This window comes from Flavobacterium anhuiense (assembly GCF_050990855.1).
Classification (GTDB): domain Bacteria; phylum Bacteroidota; class Bacteroidia; order Flavobacteriales; family Flavobacteriaceae; genus Flavobacterium; species Flavobacterium anhuiense_C.
This window is the reverse complement of the sequence record NZ_CP158861.1, coordinates 1,825,169-1,851,824: the sequence shown is the minus strand read 5'-3', so window position 1 is coordinate 1,851,824 and position 26,656 is coordinate 1,825,169. Positions and strand designations below refer to the sequence as shown.

Genomic DNA, 26,656 nt, shown 5'->3' with positions numbered 1-26,656 from the left:
ATTATTATTCAAACTTTCGCTTGACGAACCAAATTCCGTCCAACGATAAATTGAGTGATATTTTATGGTAATTCTCTTTTATTAGATCGTTCGCAATTCTCCCTTTCTGCCCATAAGAATAAGAAATATTGAGTGACGAAAATGTGTTTTCAATGGGCAAATTTAATCCAATAGAAACAGAGGCATTATTAACACGTTGTTTGTCGACTTCTAGATAACCGTTATCAAAATTCACACCTGCCGCATATCCTACTCTATCCCAATATTTTCTAACATTCTTTTTTGCACTATAAGTAAAACCAAGGGCAAAGCGATCCTGATTTACAAATTCGCCATACAAATCAGACTGATTTGTGTCTTTCCAAAAACTTTTCTCGTAATCAAAAGTTAGATTGAGATTGTTTTTAAATCGTTTACTAACTCCAAAACCAAGTTCGAGAGGCATATAATAATCCTCTGTAGGTGTGACTTTGTCCGTTTCTATAGAAGACACTACTTCATCTGCAATACTGCTTACGGTCTGCAGCTTTGAAGCGTTTATTTTTGCTGGAACTTTAACGGTCGTCCCAACTGTAAAAGTCGAATCTATTTTGAACTGAGCGCCTAGTGTTGCGCGCACCCCACTATAATCTGTTTTCTTATGTATGGTGGTAATTGCGTTCGAGATTAAAAAAGCACGATCATCAACCGTATTTCCAAAAAGTACCGTTCCAGTTGCTCCTATCGTCAATTTTTTTCCAAATCTATAACCGTATGAAAAATCCAAATTATTCAAACCTCCTGATCCTTGTGCGGTTACATAATAATATTCTTGGCTATCGGCAATGGGGAGCTTTAAATTAGATATTTTGAATACTGAACTAGAATAGGGACGAAGCGCCAAACTAAAACCAGAATTTTTAGTTACCGGAAAAGCGAAAGCTAAATGAGAAAATTGAAAATTATTTCGTTTTTCTGAACGATTGCTGCTCTGATAAGTTGTCTCAATAGCTTTCCCTCCAATATCAAAGAGAAAGTGATTTTGATATATAAGCCCTAAAGAGGCAGGATTTAAATTATTGATAAAAGTATCTGAAGGCAATGCAATTCCAGAACCACCAATCGAAGGCAAATAACCAAAATCAGAATCATACAAACTTCCTACGCCATAAAGCGAATATGGCGAACTTGAGATACTTTGAGAAAAAGAAGTTAGCGACATTAATAGGAAGCAACTCCATAAAACAATTTTATTTTTCATTTAGTAAGAGATGTAATAAATTTTGAGCTGAATTTTATTATTCGCGTGCTTTTGATTGCCTAAAATAAGTCGGTCAACAGATTTGGAAATTCCAGGCAACGTCAAAATAAGAGATGATCTAGAATCGGCAGCCTTAATCATTTCCTTCTGAAGAAAAGCTCCAACAGGAATTGTATAGCCAACATTCTCATTAAACTCATCACTTTTTTTATTTAATAGTCCATAAACAGTAGTTCCTGCAGAATTTACTAAAGTTCCGCTTATTCGATTTAAGTTATCCCCTACATAAACCGACAGAGAATCTGCTAGCGGGTATTTCTCCGAATAAGAATTATTTACAGGCTTTAAAAACAGCTCTGCATTTACAATCGCCCCATTGGTCGAAATATTTTTAAACTGCTTAATATTAGGAAATTCTATTCGACAGGCTACTCCAGTTCCAGATTGGATATATCCTTGATTATTGGTCAAATTACTTGACAAATTACTACTCGAAATGGGCAAATTCTGCAATAAGGTTCCTGTTTTATTTAAAGAAATAGAATTAAATTGCTTTGTTTTGTCTGCAATTGTAAAATCAAGAACATAAGACACCTCATCTTCATCGGCCATATATTTTGAATAATACAACCTGACCTTACTAGTTCCAGCACTAAATCCAATTATGTTGGAAGAATTGGAGGTTTCTGGAACTAAAACAAGGCCTTTTAAATATTCTGTAAAACTGTCAAAATCTGTAATTTCTCTTTTTTTTATTTTCTGAAAAAGCGCTTCACCGAATTCTTTATCCATTTTAATATTGATAGAGTCCTTTTGTTTTGGCCTTGGTATAAAAGATATCTTTCCCAAGCTTTCAGCACTATAACTTAAACTAGAATTGTTATAAAAATTACTATCGTCTGTATTAGGCTTAACTTTTTGAAGCAAACGATGAATGTCAAATGTTTGAACTTGTGTTGTATCCCCATAATAATATTTATCATATTTGAGAATCATCGAAATTGAATCAAAAACATAATTTACAGCCTCGGTATCTGAACTCGTACTATTTAAAGCATAGGAAGCTCCAGAAAGCTGAAAATAACTATCTGACTTAACTTTTCCGAAGATCGGATCGTCATAATTCCCGACCAAGATTCTACTTTTATTTGAAGTTACCAGCGAATCAAAATTGATGGTTGACATTTCAACTGTAACGGTATCGATCAAGATTACTTTATTGCTTAAAGCCAAATAATCTGACCCAACAGTAAATTCTCCAGTATCTGTATCTGTACCACATGAAAATAAGGTAAGTGCAAAAAGCAGTATCAATATAAACTTGCGCATAATTTAATTTTTGAACAAATATAAATTGCACACTTTGGCAACACACCATAACATATACTACCACGCTTTTTTAAGCTACAAATTGTACAAAACAATCTATAATCTGAATTCTGTTCTCAAATTTTAATTCGACCTTAAAAACAGTGATTTTGTCTATCAAAAAACGTCATACATATATCTTCTTTTTTTTAAGGGCTTCATCCATCTAATTTTGAACCAATAAAATAAATAATGAAAGTAAGGTTTTTAATTTGTTCTCTTTTTTTGATTTCATTTTTAGGTTTAAAAGCTCAGGAAAATTTTAGTGCCACTGTAAATTTCAAAACAGAGCCTACTGACAAGATAAATTTTAGCGAAACAAACATGGCTCTTTTTTATCAGAAGAAACTAGGAACAAAAAACAAAATAGCGAACACGTTAGAATATTCTAGCCTGAAGGTGAATTACGAATTCAATCCTTATAATTTTTATGCGGACCAAGACAAATTCAACCAAGTTCAAGACAAGTTTGAATATTCATCTGAATTATCAGAAAAAACAAAATGGCGACTATCTATTGTTCCTACAGCAAATTTCCAAAGCAAATTGGATTTTTCAGATGTTACAGTCTTAGGAAGTTTCACAATAAGCCAGGAATTGAGCAGTAAACTAAATGTAATCGTTGGAGCGGGCAGAACATCGATTTTTGGAGCACCAAAATTCACCCCGATTGTTGCTTTAGATTATAAAATGAATGAGAAAACCAATTTTAGAGTTGGATTCCCAGACTCAAGAATTTCTTATTCCAATAATGATCGAAATCAATTCAGCTTTACCAATAGTTTTAATGGGAATTTTTATCATTTAAACGAAACGGACACAGACAAAAATGCTGAAAAAGCAGTTTTATCACAAATGACATTGGCTTTAGAATATGAAAGAAATGTTGGCGGCAATTGGTTTTTAGATTTTAAAGCAGGCTACGATTTTAACAAAAAATACAATTTACTAAACAGTAGTGACCATAAAACATACGACTATAATACCGGCAATGGTTACGTTCTAGGAATAGGGATCAAATACAAACAATAAATATTAAATACACTATGATTAATCTAAAAAAAGGAATTTTATTCACAGCGCTTTTTTCAAGCCTCTTTTTGATAAGCTGCAGCAATGATAATGATGATGACGAGTTGATGGGAAACTGGATTAAAAAATCAGCCTTTGATGGCCCTGCAAGATCTAGTGCTACAAGTTTCGTTATCGGAGATTATGCTTATGTAGTTGGCGGTTATACAGGAGATGTTTATTTAAAAGATTTATGGGCTTATAACTCAAACGGAGATTATTGGGAACAAAAAGCAGATTTTGGCGGTATCGGAAGAAGTTCTGCTTCTAGCTTTGCATTAAACGAAAAAGGATATGTTGGCCTTGGTTATGACGGAACAAACAAACTGAAAGATTTTTACCAATATGATCCTTCTGCAAACAGTTGGACTCAGAAAACAGATTTTGCTGGAACTGCACGTTATGCCGCTGTAGGTTTTCAAGTTGGCGGTAAAGCATATTTTGGAACCGGTTATGACGGAAATTATTTGAAAGATTTTTATCAGTACGATGATGCAGCCAATACTTGGACTCTAGTAAATGGGTTCAGCGGAAACAAGAGACGTAACGCGACTGTTTTTACAATTGCTGATAAGGCGTATTTAGTAACGGGTGTAAATAATGGCGTTTATCAGGAAGATTTCTGGGAATTTGATCCATCAACAGATGTATGGACGAGAAAAAGAGATATTGACAAAGATACCGATGACAGTTACAGCTTTAACGACGATTATGCTATTGTGCGTTCTAATGCTTCTAGTTTTGCCATGAATGGTTTAGGATATGTTGTTGGAGGTGAAAACATAAAAACGGTTTGGGAATACAATCCAACAACTGATATCTGGGTAGAAAGAACCCCAATGGAAGGCGCTACAAGAACTGATGCAGTAGGTTTCGCCATCAATAACCGTGGATTCTATATGTTAGGAAGATTAAGTTCTACTTACTTTGATGACGCTTGGGAATTTAAACCTTTAGAGGAACAAAGTGACGATGATAATTAATAACAAACAATACTTCTGGAGTAACATTCAGAAGTATTTGATCTTTTTTATTCTTCTTCTTTTTATTGCTTGCTCAAAAAAAGATGCGCTAATAACTGCTTCTTTTAAAACAAATTCGGGTTGGGGATACACAATTGCCTACAAAGAAAAAGTTTTGATTAAACAGTCGGTTATTCCTGTCATAAGTGATACTAAAAGTTTTCAAACAGAAGACGACGCCTTAAAGGTTGCGGGTCTTGTAAAGCAAAAACTCAAACAAAACTTATCTCCAACGGTAACCAAAAATGAATTAATTTTATTAAAAATAAAATTGTAAATGCAGATAGATACCATTAAAAATACAGGCAACAACAAAATATTATTCCATTGTGCAATATGGCTTTTCTTTATTTTGACTTCTTTAATTCAATTTTACGAAAGTCCGTTCAAGATCAACAATGATTTTTATGTCCAATGGATAACGGGAATTGTTTTGTTTTATCTAAACTATTTTTATTTGGTTCCCAATTACCTGCTGCAAAAAAAATACTGGCTATATTTTACGTTTGCATTTGGCTTAATTGCTTTGTTTATGATTATTAGGCTAACTTACTTTATTCCAGAATTTAGACATTTAAGACCAGAAAACATAGTTCCTCCTAGCACTATCCCCCATGGTCCTCACTTTTTTCCAGAGGGAGGAAGAATGCATCAGAGAATTGAGATGAAACAGCCCCTTTTCTTTAAAATTGGCCCATCGTTTTTTTATATTCTGATCATTACAATCTCTGCAATTATTAGAACACTAACTGAATTTTATAATAATCAGCAAAATAAGCTGATTGCCGAAACACATAGAACAAATACTGAATTAATCTATTTGCGTAAACAAACCAATCCGCATTTTTTATTTAATTCTCTAAACAGTATTTATTCTCTGGCACACAAAAAATCTGATTTGGTCCCTGATGCCATCGTAACCTTGTCTGAGCTTATGCGCTACATGTTGTATGAGACAGACAACAAAACGGTGGCTTTAGAAAAAGAAGTCAATTATATCCAGAATTATATCGAGTTGCAAAAACTTCGTTTAAACAATATTGAAGACATTGTAATTAATGTGCATGGCGACACTAGAAACAAGTTTATTGAGCCTTTATTATTGATTTCTTTTGTCGAAAATGCCTTTAAATACGGAACCGATTACAAAGGCGCTGCTCACGTAAAAATCAAGATTCTCATTACAGATCATAATTTAGACTTCTGGATTGAAAACACTATTGAGAATTATGTAAAAGATCCTGAAAACTCAGGAATTGGATTGGTAAATATTCAAAACCGTCTAGATCTTTTATACCCGAACGCACACGAACTAACCATCACTCAGGATAGTGAATATTATCGAGTTCATTTGAATTTAAAGTTAGACGAAATTAAAACCGCAATACATTAGACAAAACTGATTATGGACAGAAAAAAATTTATCCGAAATGGTATTTTGGGCATTGCTTCATTGGCAACAGCTTCAAAATTTTTAGAATCTTGTTCTAAAAGCGACAATGAAGAGACTGACACAACCAATTCTGGAAACGGAAGCTGCACGGTTTCTCCATCAGAAACAAAAGGTCCTTTTCCTATCAAAACGCCAAGTCAGCTGGTTTTAGAAAACATCAAATCTGACCGTATTGGAATTGCTTTGTTAATTAATTTAAAAATCGAAAACAAGAATAACAATTGCGAGCCTCTTTCGGGAGTTTTAGTAGATGTTTGGCATTGCGATAAAGATGGAAATTATTCTGAATATGGCGGCACTCAAATGCAACAGACAGATTATACTTCTGTTCATTTCCTGAGAGGAAGACAAACTTCAAATACTAGTGGAGAAGTTTCCTTTATTTCAATTTATCCTGGTTGGTACCAAGGAAGAGCACCGCATATACATGTAGAAGTATTATCAAGTTCAGGCAGTTCTTTGTTGGTAACACAGATTGCCTTTCCAGAAACCATTTCTAGCGCAGTATATTCAAGCACCAATTATGCCGCACACGGACAAGCTGATACAGCAAACACAAAAGACAATGTTTTTGCTGATAGTTTAGCTGATGAGTTGGCAACCATAACTGGTAACTTGACAGATGGTTTTACATTGACGAAAACCATAACTGTTAACGCATAATTTTGATTAGTTAACCAGTATTTTATGAAAATTTTAAAACTTAATTTACTGGTTTCAAACTACTTTTGAATGCGAAATAAAATTTTAAAAAATTAATTGAGAAAAGATGAAATGTGTAATTATTGATGACGAACCTTTAGCTGTAGAATTATTACAGGATTTTGTCAAAAAAGTAGATACTCTGGAGTTGATTAGCACTTTCAATAATGCCATTGATGCTGTTTCATTTATCAACCAGAATAATGTTGATTTGGTTTTTCTTGACATTCAAATGCCTCATTTTTCTGGAATTGATTTTTTAAATACAATAGAAAAAAAACCTTTAGTTATTTTTACAACGGCTTATTCTGATTATGCCGTAGAAGGATTTAATCTTGGCGCAGTCGATTATTTAGTAAAACCAATTCCGTTTCATCGTTTTTTAAAAGCGGTTGTAAGAGCACAACAAGTTTTACAGCCCGCAGCAAATCCAATAACTGCAGAAAACAACAATACTCCTGAAATCGAACAGGATTTTATGTTTGTACGAGCTGAATATGAAAATGTAAAATTGAATTTTGCTGATATTCTATTCATCGAAGGCTTAAAAGATTATGTCAAAATCTACACAACAGACAATAAATTTACGTTGACGTTAATCAGCTTGATCAAACTTGAAAATTTGCTCTCTAGCAAAGGTTTCGCAAGAATTCATAGATCGTATATCATTAACATTAAACACGTAAAATCAATTCAAAAAAACAAGGTTTTAATAAGCGATAAAAGAATTCCAATTAGCGAAAGCTATAAAAATACTTTCTTCGAAAAAATCAACCTCTAATTTTTCGAAAGTTCCAATAAAAAAATTCCAAATTCCAAACGTCTGATCTATTTGGAATTTGAAATTTTATTTTTTGAATTTTCCTTTTGTTGCAATATCTATTATTCGTTTTTGAACCAACTCGAATACATGACGTAATTATTCGAAATACGTTCAATCTCACCTGCAAAATCAGACTGATCGATGTCCTTTACCTTTTTGGCAGGAACTCCTGCATAAATGCTTCCTGAAGCTACAACTGTATTTTGAGTTACAACAGCCCCAGCAGCAATAATAGCATTGCTTTCTACTACACAGTTATCCATCACAATTGCCCCCATTCCGATCAAAACATTATCATGAATCGTACAGCCATGTACAATTGCATTGTGCCCGATTGAAACATTATTTCCTATAATTGTTGGATGTTTTTGATAGGTGCAATGAATTACGGCACCATCCTGAATGTTTACTTTATTTCCGATTTTAATAAAATGAACATCACCTCTCACAACCGCATTAAACCAAACACTGCAAGACGCTCCAAAAGTAACATCTCCTACAATAGTAGCATTTTCGGCAACATAGCAATCCTCTGGAATCTGAGGCGATTTTCCGTTTACAGATTTAATCAGCATAAAAATATTTTTTAGTTAACTGCAGGACAATTACAGTCGTAACGTTCTTTTTTGCAGAATAAATTAATTCCTAAAGTAATTTGATGAAACCCACCTGTGTCAAACTTAACATCTCCCATTAGCTGAGTGTAGGTATAAGCAAACATAAAATTCTTAAAATTAACTCCAACAATAGGTGTGAAATATTGCAACCTTTGAGACGACACTCCTGTTCCCGAAACATACTGTGCGCCATCAAAACCTCTTCTATAAGACAAAGCCGCCCATAGACTTCCAAAATCCATGCTTTTGTAGGCTTTCATATTCAAATCGAGTGTTTTTGCCTTGGTTTGGTCAAACAGCTGAAAAAGAATAGAAGGCTCCCAAGTCCAACTGCTGTTTTTACCAAATACATAACCCGCGCTCAATAAAAACTTTCTAAGGTTATCACTTTCGTAATCGGTATATAATTCTCTTCTAGTTTCTAACAATCCTTGAACTGTTGCATGTGCGTAGAAATCTAGATAATTGTATGATGCTCCAACATCAACATTGAAATAAGAATCTTTCTGAATCTGTCCAAAAACAATTGGATCAAAAGTTCCACCAAATTTGGTTTCGTCCAACTGACTTTGAATTAAGCCTCCGCTAATTCCAAAAGACAACTGATTTAGATCTAGTTCGTCTCTCGAAAACATGATATGATGTGCGTATGTCAATTTCACCCCTTTTTGAGAATGATAGCCATTTTTATCGTTAAAAAGAATTATACCAGCCCCAGAACGTTCACCAATTCTTCCGTTAAAACTCAAGGTCTGAAGTGACGGCGCCTCTTCTTCTCCGAACCATTGCTTTCTGGCGGTCAATCTAATCTTGGCACAATTGGCTGCACCAGCCATTGAAGGGTGAATCAAATAATAATTGTCAGACAAATAATCGGAATAAACAGGTAGTCCCTCTTGCGAATAAGAGTGAAAAGCAGTAATGAGAAAAATTAATAAAACCTTGATTTTAAATTTCATAAAGACAATTTTGTTTCCCTATAATTTTCACTCTTGCAATTTAACACGATTTATTTGAAAAGAGTCTTAATTATTTCATTAAAAAATCAAATATAGCCATTAGTAGAAAATAACTTTAGTAAATTTGCAAAAAATATATAATCATGACTAAAATCACTATAAAAGAGACCCAAAATCCAACTATTTTAAAGTTTGAATTTGATGATTTTATTACTCAAAATCAAAACTTTGAATTCAAAAATATTGACGAAGCACAAGCTTCGCCTCTAGCGCAACAATTATTCTACTTACCGTTTGTTAAAACCGTTTATATCTCTGGAAATTTCATTGCTATCGAAAGATACAGCATTGTTGATTGGGACGATGTAAAAGATGCAGTTGCAGAGCAAATTAGCGCTTTTGTTGACAAAGGTGGTGTTATCATTAAAATTGATGAAACAAAAGCAAAAAAACAGCCTATCACGGTTTACGGAGAAACAACTCCAAACCCATCTGCTTTAAAGTTTGTGGTCAGCAGAATGCTAACCCGTACAGCTGTAGAATATAAAAATATCGACCAGACTGCTTCTTCTCCACTAGCTCAGGAATTATTCAAATTCCCTTATGTGAAAGAGGTTTTTATTGACGAAAATTATATCTCTGTTACAAAATATGAAATCAATAACTGGGACGAAATCACTTTAGAACTTAGAACTTTCATTAAACAATTTATAGAAAATGGAGGAACTGTTTTAGATGAAAGCTTAATCCAAACAGCAACTAAAAACGATGCAGCAAAAGACGAAGCTTTTGACAAATTGGATGTGACTTCTCAGCAGATCATCAACATCTTGGAAGAATATGTAAAACCAGCTGTAGCTGCTGATGGCGGAAACATTGCTTTCGAATCTTATAATGAAGATGACAAAACGGTAAAAGTGCTATTGCAAGGTGCTTGCAGTGGTTGCCCATCATCTACTTTTACTCTTAAAAGCGGTATCGAAAATATGCTAAAAAGCATGCTAAATGATGAAGCGATAAAAGTAGAAGCGGTAAATGCTTAATTTTAAAAACCTCAATTGAAAGCGTCTCTTTGAGGCGCTTTTTTTTATCATTAACCATTAGTTATCAATTATTTACCATTAAAAAAAACGAGTAATTCTATAAAATTAATTAATATTGTAATCTTAACCAATTAATTAAAAACCATGGGATTATCTTCATTTTTTAAAAATTTATTTGGCTCAACCAAAGAATCTGTAACTGAATTGGCTCATAATGCCGAAACCACTTTTGAACAAGCAAAAGAAACTGCAGCACCGTATATCGAAAAAGCTGAAGCTTTTGCAGAAGAAACAATTGAAAAAGTAAAAGAAGTTTCAGAACCTATAATCGACCAAGCAGCAGATTATGCTGAAAAAGCAAAAGATACCGTAAGCGAATATGCTGATAAAGTGGCTAAGGTGGCAAATGACGTTGTGGATTCTGTTAAAGAAAGAACAGCTTCTTTAAATAATGAGGTACCGGAAACTATTTCTGAAACCGTTGTCGATGAAAGCGAAAAACCGATAGCAGAAGTAGAAGAAATAGCAGGCGATACTATTGATAAGGCATAAACACACTTTTCTGATAATGTAAATATTTTTATATTTGCAACACTAATACACCTTCTCTTTTGAGAAGGTTTTTTTTATTTTTAAAATCATGAACCTGAACCCAGAACAAGTCAGTAAATACGTTACTCGTTTTGTTGACATTTTAGTTGATTATTCACCAAAACTGATTTCTGCATTTTTAATCTTATTTGTTGGTTTGTATGCCATCAGATTGATTAATCGAATTATTAGAAAAATAATGATTCAGCGAAATCTTGATCCTACATTGACAAAATTTTTAGCTGATATTTTATTGTGGGCTTTACGAATTTTATTATTTGTAACCTTTATTTCTAAATTAGGAATCGAAACTTCTTCTTTCGTAGCTATTTTAGGAGCAATGGGCCTTGCTGTTGGTTTATCATTGCAAGGATCACTTTCTAATTTTGCCGGCGGAATGCTTATTATTGTTTTCAAACCATTTAAAGTTGGTGATACTATTGAAGCGCAAGGAGTTATTGCAACAGTTCTTGAAATTCAAATCTTTGTAACCAAAATGCTTACCGGAAACAATCAAACGGTTTTTGTTCCAAATGGAGCTTTGTCTAATGGAAACATTATCAATTATTCGATGCAAGGAGAAAGAAGAGCCGATCTGACTTTTTCTATTTCGTACGATTCTGACATCAAAAAAGCTAAAGATATACTTTTAGATGTTTTAACTAAAAACCCAAAAATCCTAAAAGCTCCCGCACCAGAAGTTTTTGTAAAAAATTTATCTGCTAGTTCTATTGATTTTGCGGTTCGTCCTTGGGCGAAAAATGCTAATTATGGATCGGTTTTCTCTGAAACATTAGAGAATTGCAAAATAGCTTTGGATGAGGCTGGAATTGCAGTTCAACCGTATACTATTCAGAAATAATATTATTGTTTTTTTGGAGGAGCAATCATAAAATCTTTTAAATAATAAGGCTCAAAATAAGCGACATCTACAGTGTCGCTTTTTTGATACTTATCAAAACTGATTTTACTCATTGCTTTCGCTGAAGGATATTTTACATTTTCTAAAAACACAAAATTTTCTTTAGTCAAAACAGGTTTGCATTTATCAGCACAATCACCAACAAAATAAAGTTTGTCTGTATATGCTTGAAATGAATTTTCGTCAATAATTTCAGCTTGAATCGCTCTCTCAACGGTCAAATCTGAATTAAAAATAGCGCTATACACTTCCATACGACGCGCGTCCAGCATCGGTATAATTTTTCCATCTGTAACTTCTGCCTGAGATGCTAGAGTCTGCAAGGTATCAACAGCAATTAACGGAATATTTAAAGCATAGCACAACCCTTTTGCAGCCGAAACGCCAATTCTCAAACCAGTATACGATCCTGGCCCTTGACTTACGGCAACCGCTTTTAAATCATGTGCCGTTATTCCTGCTTTTGCTATTGCTTCTTCAATAAAGACATGAAGTTTTTCGGCATGCGAATAGCCTTCATCTGCCAATTCACTGCAAACAATCATCTGACCATTTTTTGCTATAGATACAGAACAATTTTTAGTAGCCGTTTCGATATTGAGAATAAAAGACAAAATGTGTAGTTTTAAAAATTAATTATTAAATATTTTACTTAAGAACTCTTGCATAGAGAAAGACAGATATCAAAAGCAGCAAAGGTAAAACACATAAATTTATAGCTAAAAACAATAAATAAAGTAAAACCTTTTTGCCAGATGAAAAATAAACATATTCTTCATTGTAATAATCTGTTTTATAAACCTTATAATGGGTAAAACTAAGAAACACAATTGTTATAATTAAGCTTACACCTATAAGCTGAAAAAATCCCTCTGGCGGACTTCCGCATAATGAAATCATAATTATAAAAATTAAATTATTTCTTTGGAGCTTCTGCTTTTTTAAGCTTTACTTTATCTCCAGAATTTAGTTCTTTAGAAACTGTCGTATATGGACCTGTTATAACAACATCCCCAGATTTTAGACCAGACATTACTTCAATGTTAGTATCGTCTTGGATTCCAGTTTTAATAACTCTAATTTTAGCTTTGTCTCCAACTTTGACAAAAACACATTCGAATTTTTTATCGCTTTTTGGAGCTGCTTTTTTATCTTCATTTGGGTCATCAACTTTAAAATCTTTTACAGCCGTAGTATCTGATTTTACTACAACAGAACTAATTGGCACTGCCAAAACATTGTTTTTGGTTGTTGTAATAATATCAACTGTCGCTGTCATTCCAGGTCTAAAAGGAGAATATGTGCTTGGCTTTCCTTCTAATAAATCTTGATATGAATCTTTCACAATACGAACCTTAACTTTAAAATTCGTTACCTGATCTGAAGTCAAAGTTGTACTCGCAGAATTTGAAATGCTAGTTACAACACCTTTAAATTTCTTTTTTAAGTAAGCGTCAACTTCAACATTGGCTTCATCTCCAATTTTAATTTTTACAATGTCATTTTCATTGACATCAACTTCAACTTCCATATTATTCAGGTTAGCCACACGCAAAAGCTCTGTTCCTGCCATTTGTTGCGTTCCTAAAACTCTTTCTCCTAATTCTACATTTAATACAGAAATTGTTCCATCTGCTGGAGAATAAATTGTTGTACGCCCTAAATTGTCTCGAGCTTCATTTACAGAAGCCGATGCACTCTGAACATTATAATAAGAATTTTGTTTTGTAGCCTTAGCAACTTCAAATGATGCAATTGCTTTATCCCAATCTGATCTTGAAATTACACCTTTGTCGTATAATGTTTTGTTTCTTTCATAGTTTGCTTTTGCTTCTTTAAAACTAGCTTCCGACTGTGTCAGTCCTGCTTTAGAACCTGATAAATTTGAAAGAGAACGATTATAACTAGAAGTATATAAATCGGGATTAATTTTAACTAATAAATCACCTTTTTTAACCACTTGGCCTTCTTTTACGTTAAGAAGAATAATTTCACCTGAGACTTCAGGAGAAATTTTCACTTCTATTTCGGGCTGGATTTTACCTGTTGCAGAAACGGTTTCAACAATTGTTGAAGCCTTTACAGTGGCTATTTCAACTTCTTTCCCTTCATCTTTATTTCCTATTACTCCGCCATTTTTAAGAGCGATTAAAGCAACGATAAGTATTAGCACACCGCCAACTAAGAAATAAACAGTTTTTTTTGACATAATGAATTATTTTGTAATAATTGGAACAATTGGAATTCCGAAATAAAACTCTAATATTTTAATTTTAAACATGTAATCGTATTTTGTTCTGATTACATCAGACTGCGCATTAGTCAATAATGTTTGAGCTTGTGTGAAATCGAACGAGTTCATTAAACCAACATCATACTTTTCTTTTGCATAATTGTAAGCCTGTTGTCTTGCTTCTAAAGTTACAGTAGAAGATTCGTAAGTATTTAAAGCTCCTCTTGCATCTGTAAAAGCAGTGTAAACGTTACGTTGCAAATCTAAACTTTTTTGCTCTAAATCTATTTTAGATTTCTCTAAACTTACTTTATTTCGTTCTACATTATTCTTAACAGAAAAACCATTGAAGATCGGAACATTCAATTGAAATCCGAAAGATTGTCCTTTATTATCATTAAACTGATCCATAATAGGATCTGCTTTTCCTAAAACAGGAACATAATTATTTTGTAAAACCGCTTGATTAGTTCCTTCAACAAATCCGATTTGAGAGGTTGGATTTGCCGTATTTGGTGTTGTTCCTGTTATAACATCAGAATAACTTGCTCTGGTATTAAAGCTATAGAAAGCGCTCAAAGTTGGCTGATAAGCACCTTTTGCAATAGCAACATTTTTCTCTGCAATTTCAAGATTTGCTTGCGCTAATTTTAGCTCTGTTCTTGTTTCTTTGGCTTTATTATAGATTTCAATCGGACTTTGAGCTAGGATGTTATTTTCATCCATCACATTTGTATCGTCAACTACGTCAAAATCTGCAAATTCTTTTAATTGTAAAAGCTGCGCCAAACTCAATTTAGAAATCAATAAATTGTTTTCAGAAACGGCAATATTTTGTTTGTCTGTTGCAACAGTTGCCTTCAAATCAAACAAATCTCCACGGGGAATAGTTCCTGCGTTTACCATTTCTTCAGAACGCGCAAATCTCTTTTCATCAATTGACAACTGTTCTTTTTTAACTTTTAAATCCTCTTTGTTGGATAAAATCTGCAAAAACGCGCTGGCAACATTTAAAGAAATATCTTCTTGCATTTTTAGCAATTGGTATTGCGAAGCCACAATTGTTAATTTTGCTTTTCTTAAATTATTTTGATTCTGAAGACCTTTGTAGATATCTACTCCAGCATTTAATCCTACAGAAGAATATTGCGTAGTTGAGTTACGTAAAATACCGGTTGTAACATCCTGGTTCAAACCAATATTCCAAGAGTGAGAAGCACTTCCGTTTACAGATGGGAGATAATTGCCAAATGCTACTTTTTTATCTATAGCGGCATTTTTTAAATCCAATTCCGATTGTTTAATCGTGATATTATTTTCAAGTGCATATCTAACACACTCTTCCAAAGTCCATTTTTTTGTTTGCGCCTGTCCAGTTAATCCGAAACCGAATAACATTGCAAATAACAGACTATTATATTTGTTTATTTTCATATACTTTTAATGAAAGCGCAGTAAACCGAACTACGCAAATTTAACATTTTTAAAACCAAAAAGATCCTTAAACTCTCAAATTAAATTATTTTTTCTCTCCTTCAGTAATCAAGCCCTGATTCCAAATTTTAATTTTATCTGAATCTTTTATACCACTTTTAACTTGAACGTAGATTCCGTCGCTTACTCCAAGAACCAAATCCCTTCTTTGAAATTTTTGTGGAGCATTTTCAACTTCTACATAAGGCTTTTGCGTTTTTTTGTCAAATTGAACCAAAGATTCTTTTATTGCCAAAACTTTCTCTGCTTTCTCCAAAATAATAGAAGCATTGGCACTTAATCCTGCTCTAATAAAAGTATCATCCCTGTTGACCATTTGCGCTTTAATTTCAAACTGGATTGCACCGTTTTCTGTAACTCCTTTTGGCGCAATATAATTTAAGACTGCATCAAACTTTTTATTTTCGATCGCTCCAATTGTAATTTCAATTGGCATTTTCTCTTTAATTTTCCCAACCTCAGATTCATCAATTTTTCCAACAAAAATCATTCTTCCAACATCTGCAACGCTTGCAATTGTAGTTCCTTCATTAAAGTTATTACTTTCAATTACCTGATTACCCACTTTTACAGGAACATCCAAAACCATCCCGTTCACTGTAGAGCGAATTAAAGTATTAGCATAACTCCCTAAAGAAGAAGTTGTTCCTGTTTTAACAATATCCAATCCTTGTTTCGCAGCCAAATAAGTTTGTTTAGCCTGATTGTATGCTACTTGAGCCGCATCAAAATCATTTGCAGAAATTACATCTTTTTCAAACAATGTTTTTTGTCTTTTATAAAGCTTTTCCTGATTATCTAAAGCAATTTTAGCTGTCGTAACCTGATTTTGAGAACTACTCACATTAGAAACGTTTGCTACAACTCTAATTTTAGCAATCATATCACCTGCTTTGATTTTTTCCCCAGCTTTAATGTACACTTCTTCAATAATACCTGAGATATTTGGTTTGATTAAAACCTCTTCATCAGGCTGAATATTTCCTGTCGCAATAGTATTCTTTACGATAGTTTTAATCTCTGCTTTTTCCGTTTTAAATACAATCGGCGATTCTTGATTTTTAGCATACAAATAGTAAAGCGCGCCAAAAAAAACAATTGCAATAAATATTAAAATGGTAACGGTTACTCCTTTTTTCATTTTGTTTTTGGTTTAATCGATTTATTTTGATTGATAATTTATTCTGTTCTTAATGCATCTATAGGTTTTACATTTATCGCTGTTTGAGCAGGTATGAATCCGGCAAGCAAACCGGCTCCAACCAATATCAACAAAGCAACAAATACAACTCCTAAATCTACACTAGGGTTTGCAAACATGGTATTACTGTCTGGAGGCATTGAATCTAAAGCCTTATTTAAAAGAGCGATAATACCCGTAGCAACTGCAATTCCAAACATTCCTGATATGATAGTTAAAAATATAGATTCTGCTAAAATTTGTCCGCGTATAGCTGCTGGCGTAGCTCCTAAAGCTCTTCTAATTCCAATTTCTTTTGTACGCTCCTTCACCACAATTAGCATAATATTAGAAATTCCAATTACTCCTGAAATTAAAACTAATGTCCCAACAAAAAAGGCAATGAAATTTAAAATATTAAACAAACTCTGCACTTTATTGAACTGCTCATACAAATCAAAATTTCCTACTGCTCTATCGTCAGCTGGATTTATGGAATGCAACGCTTTTATTAATTCTAAAATTTTAGGTTTTAAATCTGTTATTGATGTCTCGTCTTTTGCCGTTAGTGCCATCCAACCTACTTTATCTCCATAATTAAATGCTTGCTGAAAAGTAGTAAACGGAATGAAAATATTTTTTTGTTCTTGTTCAGCATTTCCTCCTTGTTGTTTGGATTTATAAATTCCTACAACCATAAAATTGATGCTGTTTATTTTTATATAAGTTCCAACAGCCTCTTCTTCTCTGCCGTATAATTCACTGATAACACCATTACCAATAACGCAGACTTTTCTTTTTTCTAAAATATCCTGCTGATTCACAAATCGGCCTTTAACGATATCCATTGGCTGTTGTTTAATCAATTCCGGATAATCGCCATAAATTGTAAATGCCGACGTTTTTGTCCCTCTAACAACGTTATTGCTTCCGTTAAAATCTCCTAATTGATTTCTTGGAGAAACGTATAATAAATCTGGCAATGCTTCTTTTAAAGCTGCTACATCGCTGTTTCTAAAATCATAACGACGTGTCTTTGGCAATCCTTTGTATGCTTTTGATGTGGTTTGACTCCACATAAACATAGTATTTGTAGCAATTCCGTCAAATCCTTTTTTTATACCATTTTCCAAACCTTTTCCTGCTGCAAGTAAAATAACTAAGATAAAAATACCCCAAAATACTCCAAATGCAGTTAGCACCGTTCTAAAAACGTTGGCTGTTAAAGCCTGTAAAATTTCATCCCAATTATCTTTACTAAACATAATTATTCGTCTCTAAGTGCTACAATAGGTTTAATTTTGGCTGCTCTATAAGCTGGAAAAAAGCCTGCCAAAGCACCAGCAAAAACAAGAAGAACAAGCGTAGTTAAAGCCACTCCAAAATCAACCGTAGGATTTACAAAATATTCACTCTGAACCATTGGCCCAACTGTTTCTAACAATAACAAACTAGCAAGCAGACCAACAAAACCAGCAATAGTGGTAATAAAAATCGACTCATGCAAAATCATTGAGATAATTGAAAATGGCGAAGCACCTAATGCTTTTCTAATTCCAATTTCTTTTGTTCGTTCTTTCACTATAATCAACATGATATTACTAACTCCAACAACCCCAGCGATAATAGTACAAATACCTACCCACCAAAAGAAAAGTCTTATATACAGATTTAAATCATAAAATTGCTTTGCATCTTTTACTGAATTATACGCCCCAATTCCGCTATCATCATCTGGCGCTACCATATTTTTACTTTTAAGTAGAGCCTTAACATCTTGAGTAAATTTTTCTGATTCTGCTAAAGCTTCGTCATAATCCTTTGTTTTCTTTAAGTTAAAAGACATATAACTAATTTTATCACCTCCCCCAAAAGCTCTTTGCACTGTAGTTCTAGGTAAATACGCTCTGGATTCTTCTCTTTCTCCTCCAGGATCTGTGAAAACACCCACTACTTTAAAATTGACATTATTAATTAAAATCTCTTTTCCTAAAGGGTCCTTATCTTTAAACAAATCTGTTTTTACTTTCATCCCAATTGCTGCTACTTTTTCATTGTTAGCCAAATCGTTACTATTTATAAATCGGCCTTGAACAACTGTAAGGTTTTCTACTGAACCATGATCAGGATCTACTCCTCTGAATTGATAACTTGCAGATTCTTTACCATAAGAAATAGTACCACCCCAAAAATTATATGAAGCAGAACGCAAATCTAATTTATCTTCAAATTTTTGAACAGATTGCGAATAGTCACTATTTCTCAACTGAATTTGTCTTCCAGAATTCAAACCTTTGTACGCCTTTGTTGTCGTTCCAGACCAAACTTCAATAAGCCCTGCTGCATCTCGTTCGAAAGACCTTTCAATTCCATTTTGAAGTCCTTTACCAGCACCCAGCAAAATCACAAGGATAAAAATTCCAGATGCCACAGAAATTCCCGTTAAGAATGTTCTTAAACGGTTTTTAGAAATGCCTTCAAATATTTCCTGCCAACGTTCAATATTAAACATAAGATGAAGCTCTAACTTGTTCTACTTTTTTATCATCGATAATTAGTCCATCTTTTAGGACTACATTTCTTTTGCACATTGCAGCAATATCAGGTTCGTGTGTAACAATCAAAATTGTTTTTCCTTCATCATTAATTCCTTGAATAAGCTCCATAACCTCATAAGATGTTTTGGTGTCAAGCGCTCCTGTAGGCTCATCAGCAAGCAAAACTTTCGGATTCGAAGCCAATGCTCTTGCAATTGCAACACGCTGTTTCTGACCTCCAGAAAGCTCGTTAGGCAAATGATGAGCATGCGAACCCAAACCTACTTTCTCCAAATATTTCATTGCTATCTCGTAACGTTCCTTTCTTTTAATACCCTGATAATACAGTGGCATTGCAACATTATCCAATGCATTTTTGTAATTAATTAAGTTAAAAGACTGAAAAACAAAACCTAAAAATTTGTTTCGATATTTTGAAGCAAGGGTTTCGTTTAATTTCTTGATTGGCGTTTTGTCTAAAATATAACTTCCAGAATCGGCTTCATCCAAAATTCCCAAAATATTAAGAAGTGTTGATTTACCTGAACCTGATGACCCCATGATTGCAACTAATTCTCCTTCTTCTATATTAAAATTAATTCCTTTTAATACATGTAATTTTGAACTCCCCATTTTATAGGATTTATGTAAATCTTTAATTTCAATCATGGTATTGTTAAATTTTTTAGACAATAATAACCTTTTTATTAAGTATTTTATGATAATAAAAAGTTAATAATTTGAGTTACCTATTTTGTATTAGACTTGCTTTTATACTTATTGTTACACTTTTTTTTATAAAATATGAATGTTTTTATACTTTTACCTTGTATAAAAATTCATACTAAAATGAAACTCACCTCTATTATTTCAGTGTTTTCGGTGCTTGCCGTATTAACAAGCTGTTCTTCATCTCAAAAATTAGAAACATTAAAACCAGAACCAGACGATGCTAGTCCGCTGGTTTATGATAGTAGCCCTTCATTTATCAATCTACCTATTACAATAAAACTAAATGATATTGAGAATCAAACAAATGCTCTGCTTACTGGCTTAATTTATGAAGATAACAATATCGAAGATGATGATATTGAAATGAAAATCTGGAAACAGGCTCCAATTAAAATTCAAAATGATCCATCAAATCCTGATAAAAGAATCAGAACAATTTTACCGCTAAAAGCAAATATTAAATATCGAATAGGCACAAAAAAACTGGGTGTAGAACTGTACGACGTTAGAGAATTTAATCTCAACGGAATTATAACTTTATCTAGCGAAACTGCTTTAACCAATTGGAAACTAACTACAAAAACAGAATTTAAATCTTTGGATTGGAGTGAAAGTCCAACAATGACTGTCTTCGGCAAAAACATGCCAATTACTTATTTAATAAATCCTGCGATTTCTATTTTTAAAAGCAAATTGGAAAAGAAAATAGACGAAGCAATTGAAAAATCAATGGATTTCAAACCTAACGTTTTGCAAGCGGTTGAAAAAATATGTACTCCGTTTCAAATGAGCGATACATATGAAAGTTGGTTGAGAATTGTTCCTATCGAAATTTACTCTACAAACGCCAAACTTAAAAACGATTCTTTCTTGCTTGACATGGGTATGAAATGCAACATGGAAACTATTGTCGGAAAACAGCCAGAATCTAAGTATAGCGCAAGCAAAATTGTTCTAAAGCCTGTTGCTAAAATTCCAAATCAGATTGCCGCTAATATTGCCGCGATTTCAAGTTATGTGGACGCTTCTAAGATTATGACCAAAAATTTTGCTGGTCAGGAATTTGGTTCAGGCGGCAAAAAAGTAACTGTAAAAAATGTTTCGATCTGGCACAAAGACGGAAAAATGGTTATTGCACTAGACGTTTTAGGATCTATAAACGGAACACTTTATTTGAATGGTTTTCCGCAATACAATCCACAGACAAAAGAAATTTATTTTGACAAACTAGATTATGTTTTAGATACCAAAAGCAAGTTGATGAGAACCGCAAACTGGCTTGCGCAAGGCTATATTTTGAGAAAAATGGAAGAAAGTTGCCGCTACTCTATTCAGCCGAATTTGGAAGAAGGCAAAAAAAGCATGGCAGGCTATTTAAAGAATTATTCTCCAATGCCTGGAGTATTTGTAAACGGAAAAATGGAAGACATTCAGTTTGACAAAATACAACTAACCAATCAAGCCATTATCGCTTTCATCAAAATAAACGGAACGGTAAATGTTTCGGTAAACGGACTTAAATAAAAAAAAGCAGTGTAAAATTACACTGCTTTTTTCTTTTTAGAATACATTCGATAAATCAAATATCCTATTATTAATACGAGCAAATACGGGATTACCATTAAATAAACAATTCCATCATTTACTGCTTCAGCTTTTTTAGTATTAGAATCTCCTCCTAAAGCCGCACGACACATAGCGCATTGTGCATTGGCTGAAATTCCAATTAAGAAAATACAAACCCCAAGAATAAAACTTTGTAATTTGGAATTTGACTTTTGGTTTTTATTATTAGTGTACATAATATGGAGAAATCATTAAATAAACCACTACTCCTGTTACTGCAACATACAGCCAAAGCGGAAAAGTGATTTTAGCTATTTTTCTATGTCTGTCAAAACGTTTTGCAAGCGCTCTTACATACGTTATTAAAACAAGCGGAATAATGGCAATTGATAATAAAATGTGTGTTACAAGGATAAAGAAATAGATATAACGTATTGCTCCTTCTCCACCAAACTTAGTAGAATCTGAAGTCATGTGATAAGCAACATACATCACCAAAAACGCAACAGACAACGCAATAGCCAAAGTCATTAATCGTTCGTGCAGTTTTTGATTCCCTTTTTTAATAGCCAAAACAGCCGCAACCAAAACTACCGCTGTAAAACCATTGATTGTTGCATAAATTGGAGGCAGCATAGACAAAGGTTCAACATTATAACCAAAGTCTTTTAGTTTAACTCCAAACAAAATTGCTACTACAACCGGAATTATAATTGAAACGGCAATAATGAATTTACTATATTTTTTCTCTAAAGTATTATCTTCCATTTTTATTCTGCTAATAAAATTTTAATGTCTTCTTGAATATCGCGAACTCCTTTTTTATCTAAACCATCGTAGTAGATATTTGGATTTCCGAATTCGTCTTTTCGGCAACGGATGTTTCCATCTTTATCAATTAAAGCAAATAAACCTGAGTGTTCAAATCCTCCGCTTACTTTATCATTTTCTCCTGCATAAAGATTAAAACCTTTGTTTGATAAATCCATAATTATATTTCGATCTCCAGTCAAGAAATTCCAGTTGGAAGATTTGACTCCAAGCAATTTTGCATGATCTTTTAAAACTTGTGGCGTATCGTGTTTTGGATCTATTGTAATAGAAACAATTCCGAAATTAGGATTACCGAAAAAAGTCTTCTCAATTTCCAACATACTCATATTCATCTTTGGACAGATTGAGGGGCAAGTTGTAAAGAAGAATTCTAAAACATATACCTTTCCTTTGTATGTTTCATTAGAAACTTTAACATTGTCCTGATTCGTCAATTCAAATTTTGGAGCTGGACCAATAGTCAAAAGTTTAGCCTCTTTTGAAGATTTTACACCAACATTATCCAAACGATTTCCTTTTACAACGTCACCGTTTTTAACTCGATCAACAATTTTAGGAATTGCATAAATCCCAAAAATCAAAATGATAAAAGAGATTCCAATATATGATTTGTTTTTAAACATTATAAATTATTTTAAAAGTTGCTTAGTAGCATTATGATTCTTCTTTAAAGCCGCGCGGTATTCATATAAAATGATTTTGAAATCATCCAGCATTTCATTGCTCAACTCAGACGGATGAAAAGTATCGTAACCTTCTTTATACTCTTTCTGATCTTTTCTTCCTCTTAAATTGCGTTCTTTGTCGATGATGTATACATTAGAAGTTCCCAGATTTTCATTTAGTTTTTCTTTTAAATGCAATCCGTCATAAAAGCTTTGGATGTCTTCTTTTGAAGCAAACACAAAATTCCAGTTTTTAACATCTGTAAAAGGAGACAAAGCATCAACTATTTTCTGAGCTTCTTTTTCAGTTCCTATAGGACAAAGAACTACAAATTGAAGATCTTCAAAACCATTGTAACGTTTATAGATCTTTTCGTTTAAATTAAAATAATTGCCTCTATTTTCAAGAATGTTCGTACCAGCAAAACCTAATACAGTAATCTTTTTATCAAGGGAGATTTTTTTTCCGTTTAATGAATTCCAATTTCCAAAATCAGCCACTTTTGGTGTTATTACAGGAAGTGTTGTAAAACTATTTACACCAGAAGCAAAAAACAAATACGCTACGATTGGCAATACAAAAAGTACAAAGAGAACTATATTTTTTTTCATTGTATTAATGGAAAATTATTGAGGTACAAAAATAAAAAAAGCTCCGTAAATCGGAGCTTCTTTTCGAATTAATATCATGTTAAAAATTCCATTTAATAGTAGAATCTTTAAAAACCCCATAAATATAATGCCCTTCTGTCAACAGAATAAACAATAAATATAAAACTAGGAAGATAACAGGAGAAACTACAGACCATCTAAGGCTGCTTTTTTCACCTTCCATGTGCATAAATGCCCATACAATATAATATGCTTTAAAAACTGTTAGGATATAGAAAATCCAGTTTAACAGATTCAAACCAACAAAATGAGTAAATTCTAATGATGCAGGCTTGTAGATACCTAAAATAACTTCAACTGTAGTTACTACTGAAAGTAATCCGAAAACAAACCAGATTCTTTTTGTATTTGATACGTGCTCGTGTGACATAATAATTAAATTCTAAAATTAAACTAGGTAGAAAACTGTAAATACAAATACCCAAACTAAATCTACGAAGTGCCAGTATAATCCAACTTTTTCCACCATTTCGTAACTTCTTCTTTTCTCATAAGTACCTAATAATACGTTAAAGAAAATAATGATATTGATAATAACTCCAGAGAATACGTGGAATCCGTGGAAACCTGTAATAAAGAAGAAGAAATCAGCAAATAATTTATTACCGTACTCATTTCTAATCAAGTTAGCACCTTCTACAACATATTTAGCAGTAGCTAAATGCTTTTCAGATTCTTCTCTTGATAAGATTGTTTTTTTCTTTTTATCTGTAAGTTTTTCTGTTCTGATTAAGATTTCAGGATGTGCTTTAAAACCAGCCTGAACTTCAGCAACTGTATAAGTCGGAAGAGATTGCGCATCTTCCATAAACCAAGTTGAGTGGCTTCTTGTTAGAGCTTCTCTTTGTTCTGGCAATTTAACAGCAAAATCAGCTAAAGCTACTCTTTTACCATCTTTGTCAACAAACTGAAGTAAGCTACCTCCAACAGTTTCAACTGCTCCATATTCACCTTTAATGAAGTTTTTCCATTCCCAAGCTTGAGAACCAACGAAAATTAAACCTCCAATAATAGTTAAGAACATATAAATTGCAACTTTTGTCTTTTTCAATTGGTGTCCTGCATCAACAGCCAAAACCATTGTTACAGAAGAAAAGATCAAAATAAAAGTCATTAATGCTACATAATACATTGGAGCCGCAACACCATGCATAAATGGGAAGTGAGTGAACACTTCATCAGCCAAAGGCCAAGTTTCAATAAATTTAAATCTAGAAAAACCATAAGCTCCTAGAAATCCAGAGAATGTTAAGGCATCTGATACGATAAAAAACCACATCATCATTTTACCATAACTTGCTCCTAAAGGCTCATTGTGACCGCCTCCCCAAGTTTTTTCGTCGTTGTTTGCAGTAGTAACTGTCGCTCCCATAAAAGATATTCGTTAAAAAGTTCCCAAATTTACGTTTTTTTCTTATTTAAAGAAATATAAAAATAAAAATAAATATACCCATAATAAATCCAAAAAGTGCCAATACATCGCACCTAGTTCTATACCAAGAGTTTGAGTCGAATTGTATTTTTGTTTAAAATGATTATAAATTATAATTAAAAGTGAAATTAATCCGCCAGCCAAGTGTAACAAGTGCGTAACTGTTACCACATAAAGAAAAGTTGTAGTAATTGAACTACCTTCTCCTGTAAAGTAATACCCTTCTGCAACGATTTGTCCAAATCCTTTGAATTGAAGTACTATAAATAAAATCCCTAAAGCTAAAGTTCCTAGAAGCAAACTAGTAACTGCGCTCCTGTTGTCTTTTTGAATTGCTTTTTTTGCCAGATGAAAAGTAATGCTGCAAGCAATAATAACCGCAGTGCTCCAGTAAAATGCAGAAGGAAGCTCAAAGTTCTTCAACCAGTCTGCTCTTGATTTACTTACTACAAATGCACTTGTTAAACCAGCAAACATCATGGTCATACTAACCATTGCGAAAAGCAGAATCAATTTTGCTGATTTTGATTTTCTTACTTGTTCTTCATTTGTTTTCAATGTCATTTCCATAACTATCTTAAAAATTTATCTACTATAAATACAATTTGTAAAAGCGAAATATAAGAAACACTTACCAACATTAATGTTCTCGCTGCCTTTGCGGTTCTCAACTTATACAAACGAACTGCATAAAAAAGCATCCAAATCCCTAATAGAAACACCAAAACTGCCGCAATTGGAGAAATAAATAATTGTCCTGTAAAACCTAATACAGGTAATAACGATGCTATAATAAGCCAAATTGTATACAAGATGATTTGTAATGCTGTTCCCTTATCTTTTTTGCCTGTTGGAAGCATAAAAATTCCCGCTTTTTCGTAGTCTTCATACAAAAACCAGCCAATCGACCAAAAATGTGGAAACTGCCAAAAAAATTGAATTAAAAACAAAGTGCCCGCTTCAATTCCAAATTCGCCAGTTGCCGCTACCCAGCCCAACATAAACGGAATCGCGCCAGGAAAAGCTCCAACAAAAACAGATAGTGAGGTAACTGTTTTCAGTGGCGTATAAACACTCGTATACAAGAATATAGAAATTGCAGCAAACATTGCTGACTTAGCGTTTATTGTATAAAGAAGCGCAATACCCATAATAGTCAGCAAACTTGCCACTAATAAAGCTACTTTAGGAGACATACGTCCAGAAGGAACCGGACGATTTTTAGTACGATCCATTAAAGAATCGATATCTTTTTCGATTACTTGGTTAAAAGCATTTGAAGCTCCAACCATACAATAACCTCCAACTGCCAAAACAGCCAAAACACTCCATTTAAAAGGATGTTCAGAATCTACTCCTAACAAATATCCCGCAATAGAAGAAAACAAAACACTAATAGCTAAACCAGCTTTAGTAATCTCTTTAAAGTCTAGAAATATTGATTTAAGTGATAATGTATTTTTTGCAGCGTTCAATACCGTTGTATTTTGTATATTTTTT

General features: G+C 33.2%; 29 protein-coding genes. 10 read left to right on the top strand and 19 right to left on the bottom strand.

Annotation, left to right across the window (positions count from 1 at the left end):
- Positions 1–4: 4 nt before the first annotated feature.
- Entirely contained in the window at positions 5–1,240 is a 1,236-nt protein-coding gene (locus ABTV69_RS08235; protein WP_433835304.1) for an aromatic hydrocarbon degradation protein, read from the bottom strand.
- Positions 1,241–2,569 carry a DUF4270 family protein gene (locus ABTV69_RS08230; RefSeq protein WP_433835302.1) on the bottom strand — a complete coding sequence of 443 codons (1,329 nt, stop codon included), beginning with the start codon at positions 2,567–2,569 and terminating at the stop codon, positions 1,241–1,243.
- A 231-nt stretch (positions 2,570–2,800) separates the two neighbouring features.
- Here ABTV69_RS08230 and ABTV69_RS08225 point away from each other — a divergent pair, with 231 nt between their 5' ends.
- From ABTV69_RS08225 to ABTV69_RS08200, 6 genes are all read left to right on the top strand, one after another.
- Positions 2,801–3,640 carry a DUF6268 family outer membrane beta-barrel protein gene (locus tag ABTV69_RS08225; protein WP_433835300.1) on the top strand — a complete coding sequence of 280 codons (840 nt, stop codon included), beginning with the start codon at positions 2,801–2,803 and terminating at the stop codon, positions 3,638–3,640.
- Between the two features lie 14 nt (positions 3,641–3,654).
- On the top strand, positions 3,655–4,662 hold the full coding sequence (locus tag ABTV69_RS08220; RefSeq protein WP_433835298.1) for a Kelch repeat-containing protein: 1,008 nt from the start codon (positions 3,655–3,657) through the stop codon (positions 4,660–4,662).
- A complete protein-coding gene (locus ABTV69_RS08215; protein ID WP_433835296.1) occupies positions 4,652–4,978 on the top strand; it encodes a DUF4907 domain-containing protein in 327 nt (108 codons plus the stop codon). The genes ABTV69_RS08220 and ABTV69_RS08215 overlap by 11 nt, the downstream gene beginning before the upstream one ends.
- Positions 4,979–6,094 (top strand): sensor histidine kinase, encoded by a 1,116-nt coding sequence (locus ABTV69_RS08210; RefSeq protein WP_433835294.1) that lies wholly within the window; start codon positions 4,979–4,981, stop codon positions 6,092–6,094.
- A 12-nt stretch (positions 6,095–6,106) separates the two neighbouring features.
- On the top strand, positions 6,107–6,817 hold the full coding sequence (locus ABTV69_RS08205) for an intradiol ring-cleavage dioxygenase (RefSeq protein WP_433835292.1): 711 nt from the start codon (positions 6,107–6,109) through the stop codon (positions 6,815–6,817).
- Positions 6,818–6,923: 106 nt separating this feature from the next.
- Positions 6,924–7,637 carry a LytR/AlgR family response regulator transcription factor gene (locus tag ABTV69_RS08200; RefSeq protein WP_433835290.1) on the top strand — a complete coding sequence of 238 codons (714 nt, stop codon included), beginning with the start codon at positions 6,924–6,926 and terminating at the stop codon, positions 7,635–7,637.
- Positions 7,638–7,738: 101 nt separating this feature from the next.
- Here the strand turns inward: ABTV69_RS08200 and ABTV69_RS08195 are convergent, their stop codons facing one another.
- Both ABTV69_RS08195 and ABTV69_RS08190 read right to left on the bottom strand, forming a co-directional pair.
- On the bottom strand, positions 7,739–8,254 hold the full coding sequence (locus tag ABTV69_RS08195) for a gamma carbonic anhydrase family protein (RefSeq protein ID WP_433835288.1): 516 nt from the start codon (positions 8,252–8,254) through the stop codon (positions 7,739–7,741).
- A gap of 11 nt (positions 8,255–8,265) precedes the next feature.
- Positions 8,266–9,255, bottom strand: a complete 990-nt coding sequence (locus ABTV69_RS08190; protein ID WP_433835286.1) for a PorP/SprF family type IX secretion system membrane protein — start codon at positions 9,253–9,255, stop codon at positions 8,266–8,268.
- A gap of 143 nt (positions 9,256–9,398) precedes the next feature.
- Between ABTV69_RS08190 and ABTV69_RS08185 the strand changes: the two genes are divergently transcribed.
- From ABTV69_RS08185 to ABTV69_RS08175, 3 genes are all read left to right on the top strand, one after another.
- Positions 9,399–10,298: a NifU family protein gene (locus ABTV69_RS08185; protein ID WP_433835284.1), complete on the top strand. Its 900-nt coding sequence runs from the start codon at positions 9,399–9,401 to the stop codon at positions 10,296–10,298.
- A gap of 144 nt (positions 10,299–10,442) precedes the next feature.
- The gene (locus ABTV69_RS08180) at positions 10,443–10,850 is read left to right on the top strand and encodes a YtxH domain-containing protein (RefSeq protein ID WP_433835282.1); all 408 of its coding nucleotides are present in this window, start codon (positions 10,443–10,445) and stop codon (positions 10,848–10,850) included.
- 88 nt (positions 10,851–10,938) lie between these two features.
- The gene (locus tag ABTV69_RS08175) at positions 10,939–11,751 is read left to right on the top strand and encodes a mechanosensitive ion channel family protein (protein ID WP_433835280.1); all 813 of its coding nucleotides are present in this window, start codon (positions 10,939–10,941) and stop codon (positions 11,749–11,751) included.
- Positions 11,752–11,753: 2 nt separating this feature from the next.
- Here the strand turns inward: ABTV69_RS08175 and tsaB are convergent, their stop codons facing one another.
- The 7 genes from tsaB to ABTV69_RS08140 form a co-directional block, all read right to left on the bottom strand.
- The gene (gene tsaB / locus ABTV69_RS08170; protein ID WP_433835278.1) at positions 11,754–12,425 is read right to left on the bottom strand and encodes a tRNA (adenosine(37)-N6)-threonylcarbamoyltransferase complex dimerization subunit type 1 TsaB; all 672 of its coding nucleotides are present in this window, start codon (positions 12,423–12,425) and stop codon (positions 11,754–11,756) included.
- Between the two features lie 302 nt (positions 12,426–12,727).
- Positions 12,728–14,020: an efflux RND transporter periplasmic adaptor subunit gene (locus ABTV69_RS08165; RefSeq protein ID WP_433835276.1), complete on the bottom strand. Its 1,293-nt coding sequence runs from the start codon at positions 14,018–14,020 to the stop codon at positions 12,728–12,730.
- 6 nt (positions 14,021–14,026) lie between these two features.
- Complete coding sequence (locus ABTV69_RS08160; protein ID WP_433835274.1) at positions 14,027–15,478, bottom strand: TolC family protein; 1,452 nt, start codon at positions 15,476–15,478, stop codon at positions 14,027–14,029.
- 85 nt (positions 15,479–15,563) lie between these two features.
- Positions 15,564–16,679: an efflux RND transporter periplasmic adaptor subunit gene (locus tag ABTV69_RS08155; protein ID WP_433835272.1), complete on the bottom strand. Its 1,116-nt coding sequence runs from the start codon at positions 16,677–16,679 to the stop codon at positions 15,564–15,566.
- A 38-nt stretch (positions 16,680–16,717) separates the two neighbouring features.
- Complete coding sequence (locus ABTV69_RS08150) at positions 16,718–17,983, bottom strand: ABC transporter permease (RefSeq protein ID WP_433835270.1); 1,266 nt, start codon at positions 17,981–17,983, stop codon at positions 16,718–16,720.
- Between the two features lie 2 nt (positions 17,984–17,985).
- Positions 17,986–19,230 (bottom strand): ABC transporter permease, encoded by a 1,245-nt coding sequence (locus tag ABTV69_RS08145; RefSeq protein ID WP_433835268.1) that lies wholly within the window; start codon positions 19,228–19,230, stop codon positions 17,986–17,988.
- Positions 19,223–19,924, bottom strand: coding sequence for an ABC transporter ATP-binding protein (locus ABTV69_RS08140; RefSeq protein WP_433835266.1), 702 nt, complete (start codon positions 19,922–19,924; stop codon positions 19,223–19,225). The genes ABTV69_RS08145 and ABTV69_RS08140 overlap by 8 nt, the downstream gene beginning before the upstream one ends.
- A 180-nt stretch (positions 19,925–20,104) precedes the next feature.
- On the opposite strand from ABTV69_RS08140, the gene ABTV69_RS08135 reads away from it, so the two are divergent.
- On the top strand, positions 20,105–21,511 hold the full coding sequence (locus tag ABTV69_RS08135) for a DUF4403 family protein (RefSeq protein ID WP_433835264.1): 1,407 nt from the start codon (positions 20,105–20,107) through the stop codon (positions 21,509–21,511).
- 17 nt (positions 21,512–21,528) lie between these two features.
- On the opposite strand, the gene ABTV69_RS08130 is transcribed toward ABTV69_RS08135, so the two are convergent.
- The 8 genes from ABTV69_RS08130 to cyoE form a co-directional block, all read right to left on the bottom strand.
- Positions 21,529–21,789, bottom strand: a complete 261-nt coding sequence (locus ABTV69_RS08130) for a hypothetical protein (protein WP_433835262.1) — start codon at positions 21,787–21,789, stop codon at positions 21,529–21,531.
- On the bottom strand, positions 21,779–22,321 hold the full coding sequence (locus ABTV69_RS08125) for a DUF420 domain-containing protein (protein WP_433835260.1): 543 nt from the start codon (positions 22,319–22,321) through the stop codon (positions 21,779–21,781). Before ABTV69_RS08125 ends, ABTV69_RS08130 begins: the two co-directional genes overlap by 11 nt.
- Before the next feature lie 2 nt (positions 22,322–22,323).
- Positions 22,324–23,010 carry an SCO family protein gene (locus tag ABTV69_RS08120; protein WP_433835258.1) on the bottom strand — a complete coding sequence of 229 codons (687 nt, stop codon included), beginning with the start codon at positions 23,008–23,010 and terminating at the stop codon, positions 22,324–22,326.
- Between the two features lie 6 nt (positions 23,011–23,016).
- A complete protein-coding gene (locus ABTV69_RS08115) occupies positions 23,017–23,664 on the bottom strand; it encodes a hypothetical protein (RefSeq protein ID WP_433835256.1) in 648 nt (215 codons plus the stop codon).
- 79 nt (positions 23,665–23,743) lie between these two features.
- Complete coding sequence (locus tag ABTV69_RS08110) at positions 23,744–24,094, bottom strand: cytochrome C oxidase subunit IV family protein (RefSeq protein ID WP_201998583.1); 351 nt, start codon at positions 24,092–24,094, stop codon at positions 23,744–23,746.
- 18 nt (positions 24,095–24,112) lie between these two features.
- Complete coding sequence (locus ABTV69_RS08105) at positions 24,113–25,096, bottom strand: cytochrome c oxidase subunit 3 (protein WP_433835253.1); 984 nt, start codon at positions 25,094–25,096, stop codon at positions 24,113–24,115.
- Between the two features lie 42 nt (positions 25,097–25,138).
- A complete protein-coding gene (locus tag ABTV69_RS08100) occupies positions 25,139–25,726 on the bottom strand; it encodes a cytochrome c oxidase subunit 3 (protein ID WP_433835251.1) in 588 nt (195 codons plus the stop codon).
- A 2-nt stretch (positions 25,727–25,728) separates the two neighbouring features.
- Positions 25,729–26,631: a heme o synthase gene (gene cyoE, locus ABTV69_RS08095; RefSeq protein WP_433835249.1), complete on the bottom strand. Its 903-nt coding sequence runs from the start codon at positions 26,629–26,631 to the stop codon at positions 25,729–25,731.
- Positions 26,632–26,656: the final 25 nt, after the last annotated feature.

Excerpts from the sequence above, each read along its gene's own strand:
- ABTV69_RS08235 (WP_433835304.1), bottom strand. The coding sequence starts at position 1,240 with ATGAAAAATAAAATTGTTTTATGGAGTTGCTTCCTATTAATGTCGCTA.
- ABTV69_RS08230 (WP_433835302.1), bottom strand. The coding sequence starts at position 2,569 with ATGCGCAAGTTTATATTGATACTGCTTTTTGCACTTACCTTATTTTCA.
- ABTV69_RS08225 (WP_433835300.1), top strand. The coding sequence starts at position 2,801 with ATGAAAGTAAGGTTTTTAATTTGTTCTCTTTTTTTGATTTCATTTTTA.
- ABTV69_RS08220 (WP_433835298.1), top strand. The coding sequence starts at position 3,655 with ATGATTAATCTAAAAAAAGGAATTTTATTCACAGCGCTTTTTTCAAGC.
- ABTV69_RS08215 (WP_433835296.1), top strand. The coding sequence starts at position 4,652 with ATGATAATTAATAACAAACAATACTTCTGGAGTAACATTCAGAAGTAT.
- ABTV69_RS08210 (WP_433835294.1), top strand. The coding sequence starts at position 4,979 with ATGCAGATAGATACCATTAAAAATACAGGCAACAACAAAATATTATTC.
- ABTV69_RS08205 (WP_433835292.1), top strand. The coding sequence starts at position 6,107 with ATGGACAGAAAAAAATTTATCCGAAATGGTATTTTGGGCATTGCTTCA.
- ABTV69_RS08200 (WP_433835290.1), top strand. The coding sequence starts at position 6,924 with ATGAAATGTGTAATTATTGATGACGAACCTTTAGCTGTAGAATTATTA.
- ABTV69_RS08195 (WP_433835288.1), bottom strand. The coding sequence starts at position 8,254 with ATGCTGATTAAATCTGTAAACGGAAAATCGCCTCAGATTCCAGAGGAT.
- ABTV69_RS08190 (WP_433835286.1), bottom strand. The coding sequence starts at position 9,255 with ATGAAATTTAAAATCAAGGTTTTATTAATTTTTCTCATTACTGCTTTT.
- ABTV69_RS08185 (WP_433835284.1), top strand. The coding sequence starts at position 9,399 with ATGACTAAAATCACTATAAAAGAGACCCAAAATCCAACTATTTTAAAG.
- ABTV69_RS08180 (WP_433835282.1), top strand. The coding sequence starts at position 10,443 with ATGGGATTATCTTCATTTTTTAAAAATTTATTTGGCTCAACCAAAGAA.
- ABTV69_RS08175 (WP_433835280.1), top strand. The coding sequence starts at position 10,939 with ATGAACCTGAACCCAGAACAAGTCAGTAAATACGTTACTCGTTTTGTT.
- ABTV69_RS08165 (WP_433835276.1), bottom strand. The coding sequence starts at position 14,020 with ATGTCAAAAAAAACTGTTTATTTCTTAGTTGGCGGTGTGCTAATACTT.
- ABTV69_RS08160 (WP_433835274.1), bottom strand. The coding sequence starts at position 15,478 with ATGAAAATAAACAAATATAATAGTCTGTTATTTGCAATGTTATTCGGT.
- ABTV69_RS08155 (WP_433835272.1), bottom strand. The coding sequence starts at position 16,679 with ATGAAAAAAGGAGTAACCGTTACCATTTTAATATTTATTGCAATTGTT.
- ABTV69_RS08150 (WP_433835270.1), bottom strand. The coding sequence starts at position 17,983 with ATGTTTAGTAAAGATAATTGGGATGAAATTTTACAGGCTTTAACAGCC.
- ABTV69_RS08145 (WP_433835268.1), bottom strand. The coding sequence starts at position 19,230 with ATGTTTAATATTGAACGTTGGCAGGAAATATTTGAAGGCATTTCTAAA.
- ABTV69_RS08140 (WP_433835266.1), bottom strand. The coding sequence starts at position 19,924 with ATGATTGAAATTAAAGATTTACATAAATCCTATAAAATGGGGAGTTCA.
- ABTV69_RS08135 (WP_433835264.1), top strand. The coding sequence starts at position 20,105 with ATGAAACTCACCTCTATTATTTCAGTGTTTTCGGTGCTTGCCGTATTA.
- ABTV69_RS08130 (WP_433835262.1), bottom strand. The coding sequence starts at position 21,789 with ATGTACACTAATAATAAAAACCAAAAGTCAAATTCCAAATTACAAAGT.
- ABTV69_RS08125 (WP_433835260.1), bottom strand. The coding sequence starts at position 22,321 with ATGGAAGATAATACTTTAGAGAAAAAATATAGTAAATTCATTATTGCC.
- ABTV69_RS08120 (WP_433835258.1), bottom strand. The coding sequence starts at position 23,010 with ATGTTTAAAAACAAATCATATATTGGAATCTCTTTTATCATTTTGATT.
- ABTV69_RS08115 (WP_433835256.1), bottom strand. The coding sequence starts at position 23,664 with ATGAAAAAAAATATAGTTCTCTTTGTACTTTTTGTATTGCCAATCGTA.
- ABTV69_RS08110 (WP_201998583.1), bottom strand. The coding sequence starts at position 24,094 with ATGTCACACGAGCACGTATCAAATACAAAAAGAATCTGGTTTGTTTTC.
- ABTV69_RS08105 (WP_433835253.1), bottom strand. The coding sequence starts at position 25,096 with ATGGGAGCGACAGTTACTACTGCAAACAACGACGAAAAAACTTGGGGA.
- ABTV69_RS08100 (WP_433835251.1), bottom strand. The coding sequence starts at position 25,726 with ATGGAAATGACATTGAAAACAAATGAAGAACAAGTAAGAAAATCAAAA.